We start from the raw sequence: 16,192 nt of genomic DNA, 5'->3' as shown, positions 1-16,192 counted from the left end.
ATGCTCGCCTTCCTGACCCAGCGGCTGCTGCAGCTCATCCCGACGCTGTTCTTCGTGTCGGTGCTGATCTTCGGCCTGCAGCAGCTCCTCCCGGGCGATCCGGCGCTGATCATGGCGGGCGAGGAGCGTGACCCGGAGGTGCTGGAGCAGATCCGCCAGCAGTACCGCCTGAACGAGCCGATCTGGGTCCAGTACTTCTACTGGATCCAGGGCGTGCTCTCCGGAAACCTGGGCGAATCGATGCGGCTCAAGACGTCGGTTCTGTCGCTCGTCCAGGAGAAGCTGCCGGTCACCCTTCAGCTCGCCTCCATGGCAATCGTCGTGGCGCTGGGCATCGGCATTCCGGCCGGCATCATCTCGGCGGTAAAGAAGGACACCGCGCTCGACTACGGCGCCAACATCTTCGCGCTGTGGGGCATCAGCACACCCAACTTCTGGTTGGGCATCCTGATGATCTTCCTGTTCTCGGTGACGCTCGGCTGGTTGCCGGCCTCGGGCTATGTGAGCCTGAGCGAGAACTGGAAGGCGAGCCTTGCCACGACGATCATGCCGGCCTTCGTGCTGGGCAATGCCATCGCCGCCATCCTGATGCGCCATACCCGCAGCGCCATGCTGCAGGCGATGGGCGCCGACTATGTGCGGACCGCCCGCGCCAAGGGCCTCTACGAGCGCCGCGTCGTGCTGAAGCATGCCCTGCGCAACGCCATGACGCCAGTTATCACCCTGGGCGCCTTGGAATTCGGCACCCTCCTCTCCGGCGCCGTGCTCACGGAGCAGATCTTCACCATCCCGGGTTTCGGCAAACTGATCGTCGATGCCGTGTTCAACCGCGACTATGCCGTCGTGCAGGGTGTCGTGCTGGTAACCTCGACCGCCTACATTGCGCTCAACCTGCTGGCCGACATCGCCTATGTGCTGGTCAATCCGAGGCTGCGCGGATGACCGCCACCACGCTCTCCCCTGCGACCGCAGCCACCGATGCCCGCGAGGAGAATCCCTGGGGGCGCGCCTGGCGGCGGCTGCGCCGACGCAAGGGAGCCATGGTCGGACTGGTCATCGTGCTCCTCTTCGTGCTGCTGGCCGTGGCCGCACCGCTGGTCGCGCCCTACGACCCGATCGCCACGAGCTGGAGCGCAGTCCGCAAGGCACCATCGTGGGCGCATTGGCTGGGCACCGACGAGGTCGGCCGGGACGTGCTCTCCCGCATCATCTGGGGTGCTCGGGCGTCACTCAGCGCCGGTCTGGTTTCGGTCGGTATCGCGCTGGCCTTCGGCGTCCCCCTCGGCCTGCTCGCGGGCTATGCCGGTGGCTGGGTCGATGCGCTGCTGTCGCGCATCGTCGACGCCATGCTCGCCATCCCCTTCTTGATCCTGGCCATCGCCCTCGCGGCCTTCCTCGGCCCCAGCCTCAGCAATGCGATGATCGCCATCGGCGTCACCGCCACGCCGGTCTTCATCCGCCTGACGCGCGGGCAGACCATTGCTGCCAAGGTCGAGGACTATGTCGAAGCCGCGCGCGCAGTCGGCAATCCGCACTGGCGCATCGCCCTGCGCCATGTGCTGCCCAACATCGTGCCGCCGCTCCTGGTACAGGCGTCGCTCGCCATCGCCGGCGCCATCATCGCCGAGGCCGCTCTCTCGTTCCTTGGCCTCGGCCAGCAGCCACCGGCGCCCTCCTGGGGCAGCATGCTCAATTCGGCGCAGCGCTTCATCGCGCAGGCGCCGTGGATGGCCTTCTGGCCAGGCGTCGCAATCTTCCTGGCCGTCTTGTCATTCAACCTACTGGGCGACGGCCTGCGCGACGCGCTGGACCCCCGCCACAAGTAGGTATCGCCACCAGATCGGCGGCGTCAGCGGCTCGCCGACCTCATCGGCACGACCGAGCCATCGGCCTGCTGGTCGCGGCGCAGCACGACCGACTCCGGGGCATCGTCGGCCTCGGGCAGCGGCTTGCTGGGGTCGACGGCGCGGATCATTGCGACGACCTGCTTCGGGCTCGAACCAGCGTCCTCGGCTTCGAGGCGACGCCAGCCCTGCTTTTCCCAGTGCTTCGCGTCCTGCGGCAGGACCTGGACGTAGAGCTTCTCGGCGCCCCGGGTCTCGGCGAGCTTGCGGCAGCGCTCCAGCAGAAGCTGGGCGACACCGTTGCCGCGGAACCGCTGGATGACGGCCAGACGTTCCGGCATGGCGAAGGACTTGAACCAGCGTACGCGCACTGCGCCGACCGGCTCGTCCCCGACATAGGCGATGATATGCGTCGCGCCGAAATCGTGGCCGTCGAACTCCTCGGAGTACGGCACGTCCAGTTCGCCGATGAAGCAGGCTGCCCGGACGGCGAAGGCCTGCAGGGAGTCCTCCATCTTCATCGCGAGCTTCGTGGTGACGGCCAGGCCGCCGATCGATTGTGAAGTGGTGCTCATGATAATCTCTCCCTCAGCTCGCGCGACGCTCGGTCCATTCCGCATGCGGATTGGACGCTCCCCGATCCATCGATTCTTCAAGGATGCCCTTCATGTCGAGCCGGTCCTCTGGCCGGTTCAGCACCATGGGATCCGTGAGCACCGTGGGCTGGGTCTTCTCGTCGACCTCCAGGTCGCAGACGAAGGCGCCGTACTCATGGTCTGAGAAATGGAAGATTTCGCCGACCCGACGGAAGCCGTCGCGCTCGAAAATCTCCCACAGCCGCCGCTGGCCGTGCAGGTAGGCCTTGGGATAGCCCTTCTTGCGGCAGAATTCCTTGGCCCACTGCACGAACGGAATGAACAGGCCATAGGAGCGATAGCGCTTCAGGATGACAGCGCGTTCCAGCTTGGCGAAGCCCGAGAACCAGCGTACGCGCATCGACGCCGCCGGTTCGCCGTCGACGTAGAGCATGAGATGGCTCGCCGAATAGTCGTTGCCGTCATACTCTTCCCAGTATGGGCAGGCTTGTTCGCCCATGAAGACGGCAGCACGGAGCATATAGCATTGCATGAGCTCGTCGGATGTGGACGCGAGCTTGATCGTAATGACGGGCCGGTTGCTCGGAGCCGTCGTCGCTTGCACAGTCATGTTAGTCCCCCTCGGTCAAAACTCCGTTGTCGTTCCGGAAGCGACGGCCCCCAACCGTCACCGCCGGAGGGTTCTGCGAAAGCTGCTCGAGCACGTCGGTCACCACACCTGACGTCATGCCCTTGGCACCCTTGCGGATGGCAGTCGCGGAAACATTGTCGCGGCGCAGGATGCACCACGGATAAATCCAACCACACTCGTCGACGATCTGGCGCACCAGCATCCCACCAAAGTCGGTGCCGTGCGGCGCATGCAGTCGCGTGTCGGGATATCGCCGCTTGATCTCGGCGATGACGCCCTGGAAGCCCTTGGTGTTGTAGATCTCGGGATAGAAGGCCACCTCGATCTTGTCGCTGAGGCCACCTTCGGCAACCGCCAGTTCGATCAGCGCCTTGCGTGTCTCGGGCGGCAGGAACTTGTTGCCGGTCGGAAAGTAATCGACGTTGGAATCGGCCTTGTCCGTCTTCTCGTAGACCTGGAACCCGCCTTCCAGCCGGCCGACCCGGAGATGGCCATCGCGGAAGGCGTCGACATGCAGCTTGGGAACCAAGACGGGATGGATGATCACCTTGTCCAGCTTGCGCTCCCGGATGACCCGCTCCAGCATCGCGAGATGCGTGTTGTGGAACGGATTGAAGGTGCCGAAGTACATCCCGATCCCGCCCTTGGGCGCGACCTTGGAGCGAATGTCCGAGAGGAGACCGATGCCGAAAAAGAGCCCGCCGAGGACAAAGCCCACGATCAGGAAGGCCTCCCGGGCATAAGGCACGCCCGCCGTTCCCAACGCAGCCAGGGTGACGTTGACCAGAAGCCCGACCAGCGTGTTGCGGTTGGCATCGCCCACACCGCGCGCGACGAAGTAGCCGCCGAGAAACTGCGTACCCTGTGAGGCGAGCGTAGTAACGAGCGCCGCGCCAGCGAAGCCGCCGACCGACGAAATACCCAGTTGATTGAGCGCGCCTCCCCATAGCATCAACCAGAACATCACCAAGTTGAACGCCAATTGCGGGAGAAACCGCCCGAGCCGGCCAGCCGTTACAAAGCCGAACTGATTGTTGGCCCATAGTTCAGCTTTGTTACTGAGCTTGGCGTAGCTCGGCAGAAACGCCCCGACGAAGACTGACACGCAGATCAGCGTCGGGTTAGTCCAACTGCCGTGCGCATATGCATAGCTGAGATATGTCAATAGGCCGCCGAACGCTGCCATGCGCGTCGATGGACTGCGCACGTAGCGGCGAATCTTGCCGGCAAGCGCCGGCGTCGTCTGTCTGCCTGAGCCGGTCACGGCTGCAGCCCCTAGGCTCGTTACGAAGCGTCAATCGCGAAACGCACAACCGGTAGATTGACTAACGAATATATACACTAAAGAGGGTATGCAGGTCCTGTGCGGTTCACGAAAGAAACCGTCTATTCCCCTAGAAAGAGACAGAAAACGACATTTCACCAATAATGGTGTAGGATAAACCATGAGGCCTCCGTCAAGTAAACTTTGGGCCAACAACCTTTATTGTATCGATTGTTACGATGAATACTCCTCCTACTCGCAAGACCAAGGTGCCGAATATTCTCGGCGATTGGGATGACGTTCGTTTCTTCCTCGCGGTTGCAAAGACGGGCAGTTTCAGTGCTGCTGCGACGCAACTGAATACGAAGCAGACGACGGTCGGCCGGCGCATTCAGGCGCTCGAGCGTCGGCTGGGCGCCAAGCTGTTCGACCGCCATCGCCATGGCATGGAGGTGACTCCAGCGGCGCGCGGCGTGCTGGTCCAGGCCGAATCGATGATGTCGAACGCCACGGCGATCGAGCGGCACCTCGCCGGCCTCGACCGGGAAATGGCCGGCATCGTCCGCATCGCCGCAACCGAGGGTATTGCGGCCCACTGGCTGGTGCCACGCCTCGGTCTGCTTCGCCGTTCGCATCCGGACATCATTGTCCAGGTGATCGCGGGCGATCAGGTACTCGACCTCGCCACCCGCCAGGCCGATCTGGCCATCCGCTTCTTCCGCCCGACGTCCAACCAGCTCGTCGCGGCGCGGGTGGGCCAGGTGAACATGTCGATCTTCGCGGCCCCCTCCTATGTCGAGCTGTACGGCCTGCCGCAGAAGTTCGAGGACCTGCGGGAGCATCACATCGTCGACCACACCACCCTGCACGCCCTGCCGGCCATGAAGCCGTGGAGCGAGGTGGTCGAGCGTACGCCGTCGGTGGTGTTGCGCACGAACTCGTCTTACGCGGCCATGGAAGCAGTGACGACCGGCTACGGCATCTCGGTTTTCCCCGACTATATCGCCAAGTCGTCGAACCTGATCGCCGCGCCGATCGACCTCAAGATCGTGCGCGATATCTGGCTGGTCAGCCATGAAGAGACGAACAAGGGTGCACGCATTCGCACCGTGATCGACTACGTGCGCGACCAGTTCCGTCAGGACGAGCGCGAGTGGTTCTCCACGACGCCGCGCAGCAGCAGCAGTAGCTCCATGGCGGCCGCCTAGCTCCCGAGGAGCTAGAGAACGGCCTTCAGGCGCTTGTAGACTGCCTCGATCTCGGCCTTGTCGCCGGGCTTGTAGTCCCAGTTGAGCGTCGCCCCGTCGTTGGGGCGTCGCGGCATGATGTGAATATGCAGGTGCGGCACGCTCTGACCAGCTCCCGCACCATTGGCCTGCAACAGGTTCACGCCGACCGGCTTCAGCTCGCTGACCACCGCCTTCGCCACGCGTTGCGCCGTCTTCGCGACCGCGCTCAACACGTCGGGCGGGATGACGTCGACAGTCGGCCAATGCCCCTTCGCCACGCTCAGTGCGTGGCCGGGATTGACCGGGTTGATATCCATGAAGGCGATGGTGGTCTCATCCTCCAGCAGCTTGAAGCACGGGATCTGCCCCGCGACGATCTTGCAGAAGATGCAGCTTCCATCGGTCGGATGAGTCATCGTGAAGCCTCCAGTGCGGCGCCCAACTCACGCAGCCGTTGGAACGGCTGCACTCCCGGCGCCAGGGCGAGATCGAAGCCCAGCCGCCCCAGTCTTGCAATGCCGTCGCGGCCAAACCGATCGCGCAGCGATTCGACGACCCAACCCTCGCTCTGGCGGTGGCGGGCCACGACGAGCCTGCCGTCCTCCGCCATGTGGGCGCGATGGGCATCGAGCGCATCCATCAAGCCCGTCATGCCCACGCTGCTGCGGGAGGAAACGGCCAGCGCCTTCACCGGCCAGTCGTCCCCCTCGCCGCCAGCGGCAAGCGACAGAGCGCCCGCCACGTCGGCCCGCGCCCGCTCCGCCGCGGCACCGAGATCGGCCTTGGTAACGGCGATCAGGTGCGGGATCTCGACGATGCCCGCCTTCATGAACTGAAGCGAATCGCCCGAGCCGGGCTGGACGCAGAACACGACCGTATCGGCAACGCCAGCCACGTCGGTTTCTGACTGGCCGACCCCCACCGTCTCGATCAGCACGCGGTCGAACAGGGCGCGCATCACCACCATGGCCGCCAAGGTCTGGTCGGCGAGCCCGCCCAGCCGATCGCGCGCCGCCATCGAGCGCACGAAGCTGCCGGCATCGGCGCTGTCGTGGACGATCCGCACCCTGTCTCCCAACAGCGCACCGCCGCTGGCACGCGAGGAGGGATCCACGGCGATCACGCCGACGGTCTTGCCGTCACGCCGCCAGGCGGCGACCAATGCCGCGCAGAGTGAGGATTTGCCGACCCCCGGTGGGCCCGTAACGCCCACGACGTGCGCCCGTGGCTCGCGCCAGGCCGCATCGAGCAGCGCCTGTGCCGCCTCGCCGTCGGGATCGCGCTCCAGGCCGGCCAGCGCGGCGGCCAGCGCTCGCTTGCCGCCCATCGTGCCGGCCGCGCTGCGGAGCGCGTCGAGCGTCATTCGGTCTTGAGCGGGCCGCCGAGAGCCGCCTGCGCCGCCGCCAGTCGCGCGATCGGTACGCGGTAGGGCGAGCACGACACATAGTCGAGGCCGGCCTTGTGGCAGAAGAACACCGAGGCCGGATCGCCGCCATGCTCGCCGCAGATGCCGAGCTTCAAGCTATTGCGCACCTTGCGGCCACGCTCGCGGGCGATCTCGATAAGTTCGCCGACGCCTTCGATGTCGAGCGAGGCGAAGGGATCGTGCTCCAGGATGCCGAGCTGCTGGTACTTCTCCAGGAACGAGGCAGAGTCATCACGGCTGAGGCCGAAGGTGGTCTGCGTCAGGTCGTTGGTGCCGAAGGAGAAGAAGTCGGCGGACTGGGCGATGTCGCCGGCCCGGAGAGCGGCGCGTGGCAGCTCGATCATCGTGCCGACCAGATATTCGAGCTTTTCGCCCGAGACCTGGCCCACTTCCTCGGCCACCTGGTCGACCACCGCCTTCATCAGGTCGAGTTCCTTCTTGGTGGCGACCAGCGGGATCATGATTTCCGGCACCACAGTCTTGCCGTGCTTCTTCTGCACTTCGGCGACGGCCTCGAAGACGGCGCGTGCCTGCATTTCGTAGATCTCCGGATAGGAGATGCCGAGACGGACGCCGCGATGGCCGAGCATGGGATTGAATTCATGCAGCTTATGGGCACGCGCCTCGATCTCACGCGGCTCGACGCCGAGGTCCTTGGCGACCACGTCCATGTCGGCCTGGGTCTTGGGCAGGAACTCGTGCAGCGGCGGATCGAGGAAGCGGATCGTGACCGGCAGGCCGGCCATGATCTCGAACAGCTCTACGAAGTCCTGACGCTGCATCGGCTGGATCTTGGTCAGCGCCGCGCGGCGGCTCTTCTCGTCGTCGGCCAGGATCATCTGGCGCACGGCCACGATACGGTCGCCTTCGAAGAACATGTGTTCGGTGCGGCACAGGCCGATTCCTTCGGCGCCGAACTTGCGCGCCTGGGCGGCATCAGTCGGCGTCTCGGCGTTGGTACGGATGCCAAGCTTGCGGAATTCGTCGGCCCACTCCATCAGCTGGGCGAAGTCACCGCTGAGTTCGGGCTGCACCGTCGGCACAACGCCCAGCATGATCTCGCCGGTGCTGCCGTCGAGCGTAATGTGCTCGCCCGCCTTCACCACCGTGCCACGCACCGAGAGCGTGCCGGCCTTGCCGTCGATCCGCACCTCGCCCGCGCCGGCAACACAGGGCTTGCCCATGCCGCGCGCGACCACGGCAGCGTGGCTGGTCATGCCGCCGGTCGAGGTCAGGATGCCTTCGGCGGCATGCATGCCGTGAATGTCCTCGGGGCTGGTCTCGCGGCGCACCAGGATTACTTTCTCACCGCCGCGGGCCTGCTTTTCCGCCTCGTCGGCGGTGAACACGATCTTGCCCGATGCCGCCCCCGGCGATGCGGGCAATCCCTTGGCAATCACCTTGCGCTCGGCCTTGGGATCGAGCGTGGGATGCAGGAGCTGGTCGAGCGAGGCCGGCACGATGCGCTCGACGGCCTGCTTCTTGTCGATCAACCCTTCGTGCACCATGTCGACCGCGATCTTGAGCGCGGCCTTCGCGGTGCGCTTTCCGTTGCGCGTCTGCAGCATGTAGAGCTTGCCGCGCTGCACGGTGAACTCGATATCCTGCATGTCGCAGTAATGCGTCTCGAGCTTCTTGCGCACGCTGTCGAGCTGCTGGAAGACCTCCGGCATCACCTCTTCCATCGCCGGCGCATCGGACTTCTGCGCCTCCTTGCCCTGCACGGTGAGATGCTGCGGCGTGCGGATGCCCGCCACCACGTCCTCGCCCTGAGCATTCACGAGGTATTCGCCGTAGAACAGGTTTGTGCCGGTCGAGGGATCGCGCGTGAAGGCGACGCCGGTGGCGCAGTCCTCACCCATGTTGCCGAACACCATCGCCTGCACGTTGACGGCTGTGCCCCAGCTCTCGGGGATCGAATGCAGGCGGCGATAGGTGATGGCGCGCTGATTCATCCACGATTCGAAGACGGCGCCGACGGCGCCCCAGAGCTGCTCACGCGGCTCCTGCGGGAACGGCTTGCCGGTACGCTTTTCGACGAGCTTCTTGTACTCGGTGACGACGGCGCGCCAGTCCGCAGCCTTGAGGTCCGTGTCCATCTGGACGCCGAGATCTTCCTTGCGAAGCTCGAGTGCCTCTTCGAAGTAATGATGGCCGACGTCGAGCACGACGTTGGAGTACATCTGGATGAAGCGACGATAGCTGTCCCAGGCGAAACGCTCGTCGCCCGACGACTTGGCGAGACCCAGCACGGTCTTGTCGTTGAGGCCGAGGTTCAGGACCGTGTCCATCATGCCCGGCATCGAGGCCCGTGCGCCGGAGCGCACAGAAACCAGCAGCGGATTGGTGGCCTCGCCGAACTTGGCACCGACGATCTTCTCGACGGCAGCGAGCGCCTTCTCGACCTCGTCCTTCAGCTCTTGCGGGTAGGTGTTCTTGTTGTCGTAAAAGTGGGTGCAGACTTCGGTGGTGATGGTGAAGCCGGGCGGCACCGGCAGCCCCAGGCTCGACATCTCGGCCAGGTTGGCCCCCTTGCCACCCAGCAGATTACGCATCTCCGCACGGCCCTCGGCCGTACCATCTCCGAAACTGTAGACCCACTTGGCCATGCTTAGCCCTCGATCTTCGAGAAATCGGCCACCGTGTCCATGGTGGCACGAATCTGGTTGAGCAGTTTCAGCCTGTTCAATCGCAATTCAGGCTTATCCGTGACGTTGACTGTGACCTTGTCGAACAAAGCGTCGATCGGTGCGCGCAAGTCCGCAAACGCCTTCATGGCGCCAGCGAAATCCTCGGCAGCCAGCGCGGGCTTAACGACTCGCTCGACTTCGGCCAAGGCGGAAGCAACGTCTTTCTCTTCCGCTTGTTCCAGCAGAGCGGCATCAGGCGCGCCAGCAATCTTCGCCGCGAGCCCTTTGTCCTTCTTCTCTTCAGCGCGAACGATGTTGGCAGCGCGGCCGTAGGCGGTGAGCAAATTCTTGCCCGCCTCCGTGCTGAGGAAAGACTGCAATGCTTCGACCCTGGCCAGCAGGCGAACCAGATCGTCTTCGCTGCCGAGAGCCAGCACGGCGTCCACGATGTCGTGGCGCACGCCCTTCTCGCGCATCTGCACTTTGAGACGCTCAGCGAAGAACGCGAGCAGATCATCGGCTTTCACAAAGGGCCGCAGCGGCAGGCGCAGCTTGTTCTCGATCACGATGCGGATGACGCCCAGTGCCGCGCGACGAAGCGCGAAGGGATCGCGTGAACCCGTAGGCTTCTCACCGATCGACCAGAAGGAAATCAAGGCATCGAGCTTGTCGGCCAGCGCCACCGCGATCGAGACGGGGGCGCTGGGGCAGCGATCGTTCGGACCGACCGGCGCATAGTGATCGCCGATCGCATCGGCCACGGCCGCCGGCAATTTCTCGCCCAGCGCGTAGTAGCGGCCCATCACACCCTGCAACTCGGGGAACTCGCCCACCATGCCGGTCACCAGGTCGGCCTTGCAGAGACGTGCCGCCTGCTCGACCTCCGTGGCATCGACGGCGGGCAGCGCCTTGGCGATCTCGCCCGCCAGCTTGGCGATGCGTTCGACGCGTTCAGCCTGCGTGCCGAGCTTGGCATGGAACACGACCTGCCTTAGCGCCGGCAGGCGGGCTTCGAGGGTCTGCTTGCGGTCCTGGTCCCAGAAGAACTTGGCGTCGGAGAGCCGCGCACGCAGGACACGCTCGTTGCCTTCGATGATCGTCTTGCCGCCATCGCGCGCCACATTGTTGGCGACCACGACGAAACGATTGGCCAGCGTGCCGTCGGCTTTGGTCGTCGAGAAGTAACGCAGGTGCGCCTTCATCGAGACGATCAGCACCTCGGGCGGTACGTCCATGAACTGGGCGTCGATGGTGCCGAGCATGGGCACCGGCCATTCGACCAGGCCCGCCACTTCCTCGAGCAGGCCCTCGTCTTCGTGCAGGCCGACCTGTGCCTCCGCGCAGAGCTTGCGAGCACCGTCGAGAATGATCGCCTTGCGCTCGGCAGGATCGAGGATCACGTGCGCAGTGCGGAGCTTGGTAGTGTAGTCGGCGAAGTTCGAGACCTCGATCGCGCCCTTGGACAGGAAGCGATGGCCACGCGTCGTGGCGCCGAAGGCGATGGGCGCCATCTGGCCGCCGGGTGCCACTTCGCCCTTCAACCCCTTTCCGTCGAACAGCGCGATAATGGATTGCAGCGGGCGCACCCACTGCATCGTACCGCTGCCCCACTTCATCGACTTGGGCCAGGGCAGCGCCTTCATCGCCGCGTCGATCACGCCCGGCAAGGCATCCGCCGTCAGGCCACCCTTCTTGGTGACGACGGCAAACCAGAACTCGCCCTTGCCGGTGTCACGCTTCTCGGCCTGATCGAGCGAGGCAAGGCCCGCGCCCTTCAGGAAGCCCTGTACCGCCTGATCCGGTGCGCCCACACGGGGTCCGCGCTTTTCCTCGCTGACGTCGTCGCGTGACGCCGGAATGCCATCGATGACCAAGGTCAGCCGCCGCGGCGTCGCGAAGGCTCGCGCCTGCTCGAAGCCGACGCCCGCGCCCTTCAGCCCATCGCAGACCAGACGCTTGAGATCGTCAGCAGCGCGCGTCTGCATGCGCGCCGGAATCTCTTCGGAGAGCAATTCGAGAAGAAGCTCGGCCATCTTCAGGCAGCTTTCTTCTGCGTCGCCAGCCACGCTTCGCAGCAGACCTTGGCGAGATCACGCACGCGCAGAATGTAGCTCTGCCGTTCGGCGACGCTGATCACACCGCGCGCGTCGAGCAGGTTGAAGCTGTGCGAGGCCTTGATGCACTGCTCATAGGCCGGCAGCGGCAGTTTCTTCTCGATCAGCCTGCCACATTCCTTTTCCGCATCGACGAAGTGGCGGAACAGCATCTCGGTGTCGGCGTACTCGAAATTGTAGGCCGACTGCTCCTGTTCGTTCTGCAGGAACACGTCGCCATAGGTCAGCGGCACGTCGGAGTCGGCGCGATTGTAGGGCAGCTCGTAGACGGTCTTCTTGTCGAACAGGTACATGGCCAGCCGTTCGAGCCCGTAGGTGATCTCGCCGGCCACCAGGTCGACCTCGATGCCGCCCACCTGCTGGAAATAGGTGAACTGGGTGACCTCCATGCCGTCGCACCAGACCTCCCAGCCCAGGCCCCAGGCGCCCAAGGTCGGGCTCTCCCAGTCATCCTCGACGAAACGGATGTCGTGCAGGGAGGTATCGATGCCGATCGCTTCCAGCGAGCCGAGGTAGCGCTCGAGAATGTCGGGCGGCGACGGCTTCAGGATCGCCTGGAACTGGTAGTAGTGCTGCAGCCGCATGGGGTTCTCGCCGTAGCGGCCATCCCCGGGCCGGCGCGACGGCTGCACATAGGCGGCGTACCAGGGTTTCGGCCCCAGCGCGCGCAAGGTGGTCGCGGTATGGAAGGTACCGGCGCCCATCTCCATGTCGAAGGGCTGCAGGATCAGGCAGCCTTGGCGGGCCCAATACTCCTGCAGAGTCAGGATCAGTTCCTGGAAGCACGTCGGCTTGGCACGCGCTGACGAGGGGTCCGACACAGTATTCCCCGAAGCTCAGAAGGCCTTGTCTTTCCGCGACTTAAGGCCGTTTTTGCGGTGCGGCAAAATAGGAGCGCCCCCTACCCCGGTCAAGCATGGCCCCGGACTGGAGCCGTGATGCGGCCTTATGGCCGGGGACGACCACAATGGCTGCATTTTTCAGCAGCGGTCGAAATATAGGCACCACAGCCGGCGCACTGGACCGTATCCTCCACCACCACTTTCCGCGCCGGGACTGCGGGAGCCGGAGGGTTGGGCGCCGCTGGCGGCGGCGCGGGAGGCCGCTGTGGCGGCACTTCCGGCTTGCCGACGAAGCGGTCGAACAGGCCTTTCCAGTGCCGGAATGTCTTCCACAGGCCGTACAGCGCGACGCCGAACAGGATGATCTTGAGCAGGAGACCCATGCGGCCTTTTGCGGTTCCTGCGAAACTCGGTCAAGCGGGCTATATGTATCCCATGAATGAAACGGGGGACCGTCCGCTCGACCTGTTCGTGGTCGGCGGCGGCATTAACGGCGCGGGTATCGCCTGCGACGCAGCAGGACGGGCGCTCAAAGTTGGCCTTTGCGAAATGCACGATTTCGCAAGTGCCACCTCTTCCAAGGCGACCAAGCTCATCCATGGCGGCTTGCGCTACCTGGAACAGTACGAATTCCGGCTGGTGCGCGAGGCGCTGCAGGAGCGCGAGGTGCTGCTGGCCAAGGCGCCGCACCTCTCCTGGCCACTGCGTTTCGTGCTGCCGCACGAACCGCATCTGCGGCCGCGCTGGATGCTGCGGCTCGGCCTCTTCCTCTACGACCATCTCGACTGGCACATGACCCTGCCCAAGTCGATCGCCGTCGACCTGCCGACCTCCAAGTTCGGCGTTGGCCTGAAGCCCTCCTTCCAGAAAGGCTTCGTCTACTCCGATGCCTGGGTCGACGATGCGCGGCTGGTCATCTGCAACCTGAAATCGGCGCGCGAGATGGGTGCCCGGATCTTCGCCCGCCATCGTTGCGTTTCCGCCCGGCGCAGTGCCGACGGAAAGCTCTGGAATATCACACTCGAAGGGCCCGGCGGCGTTCCCGTGCAACTCCAGGCGCGCGGCCTGGTGAACGCGGCAGGCCCGTGGGTGAAGCATTTTCTCGACGAACAGACCGAGGTGAAGACGAACAAGCGCGTTCGCCTCATCAAGGGCAGCCACATCATCGTGCCGCGCCTGCATGAAGGTGATCACGCCTTCATCCTGCAGAACAGCGATGGCCGCATTGTCTTCGTGATCCCCTACGAGCGGTCCTTCTCTTTGATCGGCACCACCGATATCGCCGTCGACTCGAGCGAGGCACCTGTCTGCTCACCCAAGGAAATCACCTATCTCTGCGACATTGCCAGCCGCTACATGCAGAAGCCGGTGCGGCCGGAAGACGTGGTGTGGACCTATTCCGGCGTGCGCCCATTGTTTGATGATGGCGACGACAATCCCTCGGCGGTGACGCGCGACTACCATCTTGAGGTCGACGGTGCGGTCGGCACGGCACCGCTTCTCTCGGTGTTCGGTGGCAAGATCACCACCTACCGGCGGCTGGCCGAACATGCGCTGAAGGACCTGCAGCCTTACTTCCCGCGGATGGGCGGGCCGTGGACCGATTCGCGCGCCGTCTACGACGGCGAGATGGCCGATGCACCGACCTTCGAGAAGGCCTTCGAGCAGTTCGTTGACGGCGCCGCCGCCGCCTATCCCAACCTGCCCAAGGATCTCGTGCATGTGCTGGCGCGCCGTCATGGCTCCGGCCTGGACGACCTTCTGGAAGGCGTGAAGAGCGTCGCCGACCTTGGCCGCCAATTCGGCGGCTACCTCTATGAGGCCGAAGTCCGGCACCTGGTGCGCGATGAGTGGGCGGTCGAGGCCGAGGACGTGCTGTGGCGCCGGACCAAGGAAGGCCTGCACATGACAGAGGCCCAGCGCACGGAATTCGCACGCTGGATGGACGAGCAGCGACCAAACTTTACATAAATTAACCAACCCGCCGGGGACGCCCGGCAGAGCCGGCTCGTATCATCGGAACACCCTCTTCCGCCGCATGAGGTCTCCGATGTCCTTTCGTCCCCTCCTTCTCGGCGCTTCGGCTGCCGTCGTCCTCGCCGCAGGCCTGGCCTTTGCCGGCCCCGCCCTGGCATTCGATACCGATGGTCCGACGGAACTGGCGCAGGCGGCGCCACCGGCGCCTGGCGCTCCAGGGGCGCCTGGTGCCGATCGGATGATGCGGGGCGAACGCAACGTCTCGCCCCGCGCCGTGTGTCTGGACATAGCCGCCCGCCGGATCGGCGATCGCGCCTACATCAAGGCCCGGCTCGAACTGAAGCCCGAGCAGATGGCTGCCTGGAATGCCTTCGAGAAGGCGGCCGACGAGGCCAGCTCCAAGTCGATGGCACGCTGCGCCACCCTGCCGACGGAGATGAAAGAGCGGCCGGACTACCTCCAGCGGCTCACCATGGAAGAGGAAGCGATGAAGGCCCGCGTCGCCACCATCGAGGCCGTGAAGCCTTCGCTCACGGCGCTCTACAACACCCTCACGGCCGACCAGAAGGCGGTGTTCAATCGTCCACGCGCCATGATGGCCGGCATGATGGGCGGCCACCACCGCCGCTAGGCGTCGCCTATTCCGGCTTGAGGCCGGCGGCGTCGACGATCTTCTTCCAGCGCACGGTTTCGGCGCTGATGTGCCGGGCGAGCTCCTCGGACGAGCCCGGCATCGGGATCGCACCGACGGAGCGCATCTTTGCCTGCATTTCGTCGGACCTCACGCCGCTCGCGATCTCGTTGCTCAAGAGCTTTATGATCTCCGGCGGCGTCTTCGCCGGCGCCGCGACGTAGAGCCAGACCACCGCGTCGTAGCCCGGCACGGCCGCCTCGGCGATGGTGGGGACGTCGGGCAGGTCAGGCGCGCGCGTCGGCGAAGTCACGCCCAGCGCCCGCACCGCGCCGCTGCGGATATGCGGCAAGTGGATCGAGATGCTGTCCATAGCGACCGGGATACGGCCGGCCAACAGGTCTTGCTGCAGAAGCGCGCTTCCCTTGTAGGGCACGTTCTCGATCTGCATGCCGGTCTCGGTCTTGAGCAGCTCCATGGCGAGATGCGTCGAGCTGCCGAGGCCGGCCGCGCCATAGGTCATCTGGCCGGGCTTGGACTTAACCAGGGCAACCAGCTCCTGGATCGTCTTGGCCGGCACGTCCTTGTGAACCAGCAGGGCGTTGGGGACGCTGGCGACAAGCGCTACGGGCGTGAAGTCGTTGGCCGTGTCGAACGGCATGTTGGCGAAGATGAACTGATTGGTAACGGCAGTCCCCAGCGCGCCGAAGAACAGCGTGTAGCCATCCGGAGTCGACCGGGCGACGGCCGCTGCGCCGATATTGCCGCCGGCGCCGGGCCGGTTATCGACGATCACCTGCGTCTTGAGCGCCGATTCCAGCCGAGCGGCCGTGAGCCGCGCCAGGATGTCGGTGATGCCGCCGGGCGCGAAGCCCAGCACCAGCTTGATGGGTCCCTTGGGATACTTGTCCTGCGCGAAAGCAGCCTGAGCGAGGAACGGCGTGGCGAACGAGGCGGCGGTGGCGCCAAGCAGCCAGCGCCGGCGAAGAGCGTGAGTCATTTTTCCAG

General features: G+C 64.8%; 15 protein-coding genes. 5 read left to right on the top strand and 10 right to left on the bottom strand.

The window, feature by feature from the left end; all coding sequences use genetic code 11:
• Together EPO50_RS20405 and EPO50_RS20400 are read left to right on the top strand one after the other, a co-directional pair.
• Entirely contained in the window at positions 1-942 is a 942-nt protein-coding gene (locus EPO50_RS20405) for an ABC transporter permease (protein ID WP_296346905.1), read from the top strand.
• Positions 939-1,826, top strand: a complete 888-nt coding sequence (locus tag EPO50_RS20400) for an ABC transporter permease (protein WP_296346904.1) — start codon at positions 939-941, stop codon at positions 1,824-1,826. The genes EPO50_RS20405 and EPO50_RS20400 overlap by 4 nt, the downstream gene beginning before the upstream one ends.
• A gap of 23 nt (positions 1,827-1,849) precedes the next feature.
• Here the strand turns inward: EPO50_RS20400 and EPO50_RS20395 are convergent, their stop codons facing one another.
• From EPO50_RS20395 to EPO50_RS20385, 3 genes are read right to left on the bottom strand one after another with little or no spacing between them, the layout of a single operon-like run.
• Positions 1,850-2,419 (bottom strand): GNAT family N-acetyltransferase, encoded by a 570-nt coding sequence (locus EPO50_RS20395; RefSeq protein ID WP_296346902.1) that lies wholly within the window; start codon positions 2,417-2,419, stop codon positions 1,850-1,852.
• Between the two features lie 13 nt (positions 2,420-2,432).
• Entirely contained in the window at positions 2,433-3,050 is a 618-nt protein-coding gene (locus tag EPO50_RS20390) for a hypothetical protein (protein WP_296346900.1), read from the bottom strand.
• Between the two features lies 1 nt (position 3,051).
• Positions 3,052-4,335, bottom strand: a complete 1,284-nt coding sequence (locus tag EPO50_RS20385) for a hypothetical protein (protein ID WP_296346898.1) — start codon at positions 4,333-4,335, stop codon at positions 3,052-3,054.
• A 239-nt stretch (positions 4,336-4,574) separates the two neighbouring features.
• Here EPO50_RS20385 and EPO50_RS20380 point away from each other — a divergent pair, with 239 nt between their 5' ends.
• Entirely contained in the window at positions 4,575-5,543 is a 969-nt protein-coding gene (locus EPO50_RS20380; RefSeq protein ID WP_296346897.1) for a LysR family transcriptional regulator, read from the top strand.
• Between the two features lie 11 nt (positions 5,544-5,554).
• Here the strand turns inward: EPO50_RS20380 and EPO50_RS20375 are convergent, their stop codons facing one another.
• The 6 genes from EPO50_RS20375 to EPO50_RS20350 form a co-directional block, all read right to left on the bottom strand.
• Positions 5,555-5,980, bottom strand: coding sequence for an HIT family protein (locus EPO50_RS20375; RefSeq protein WP_296346895.1), 426 nt, complete (start codon positions 5,978-5,980; stop codon positions 5,555-5,557).
• The gene (locus EPO50_RS20370; RefSeq protein WP_296346893.1) at positions 5,977-6,927 is read right to left on the bottom strand and encodes an ArgK/MeaB family GTPase; all 951 of its coding nucleotides are present in this window, start codon (positions 6,925-6,927) and stop codon (positions 5,977-5,979) included. Before EPO50_RS20370 ends, EPO50_RS20375 begins: the two co-directional genes overlap by 4 nt.
• On the bottom strand, positions 6,924-9,599 hold the full coding sequence (gene ppdK, locus EPO50_RS20365; RefSeq protein ID WP_296346891.1) for a pyruvate, phosphate dikinase: 2,676 nt from the start codon (positions 9,597-9,599) through the stop codon (positions 6,924-6,926). Before ppdK ends, EPO50_RS20370 begins: the two co-directional genes overlap by 4 nt.
• 2 nt (positions 9,600-9,601) lie before the next feature.
• Complete coding sequence (gene glyS, locus EPO50_RS20360; RefSeq protein WP_296346889.1) at positions 9,602-11,653, bottom strand: glycine--tRNA ligase subunit beta; 2,052 nt, start codon at positions 11,651-11,653, stop codon at positions 9,602-9,604.
• A 2-nt stretch (positions 11,654-11,655) separates the two neighbouring features.
• Positions 11,656-12,555: a glycine--tRNA ligase subunit alpha gene (locus EPO50_RS20355; RefSeq protein WP_296346888.1), complete on the bottom strand. Its 900-nt coding sequence runs from the start codon at positions 12,553-12,555 to the stop codon at positions 11,656-11,658.
• A gap of 125 nt (positions 12,556-12,680) precedes the next feature.
• Entirely contained in the window at positions 12,681-12,959 is a 279-nt protein-coding gene (locus EPO50_RS20350) for a hypothetical protein (protein WP_296346884.1), read from the bottom strand.
• Between the two features lie 52 nt (positions 12,960-13,011).
• Between EPO50_RS20350 and glpD the strand changes: the two genes are divergently transcribed.
• Together glpD and EPO50_RS20340 are read left to right on the top strand one after the other, a co-directional pair.
• Positions 13,012-14,547, top strand: coding sequence for a glycerol-3-phosphate dehydrogenase (glpD, locus tag EPO50_RS20345; protein ID WP_296346883.1), 1,536 nt, complete (start codon positions 13,012-13,014; stop codon positions 14,545-14,547).
• Positions 14,548-14,626: 79 nt separating this feature from the next.
• Positions 14,627-15,184: a Spy/CpxP family protein refolding chaperone gene (locus EPO50_RS20340; protein WP_296346881.1), complete on the top strand. Its 558-nt coding sequence runs from the start codon at positions 14,627-14,629 to the stop codon at positions 15,182-15,184.
• Positions 15,185-15,191: 7 nt separating this feature from the next.
• Here EPO50_RS20340 and EPO50_RS20335 read toward each other — a convergent pair whose 3' ends face one another.
• Positions 15,192-16,184 (bottom strand): tripartite tricarboxylate transporter substrate binding protein, encoded by a 993-nt coding sequence (locus EPO50_RS20335; RefSeq protein ID WP_296346879.1) that lies wholly within the window; start codon positions 16,182-16,184, stop codon positions 15,192-15,194.
• Positions 16,185-16,192: the final 8 nt, after the last annotated feature.

The organism is Reyranella sp., assembly GCF_004297405.1.
In the GTDB taxonomy this organism is placed as follows: Bacteria; Pseudomonadota; Alphaproteobacteria; order Reyranellales; family Reyranellaceae; genus Reyranella.
The sequence above is the reverse complement of the archived record's forward strand: the minus strand, read 5'-3'. Positions and strand labels throughout refer to the sequence as shown.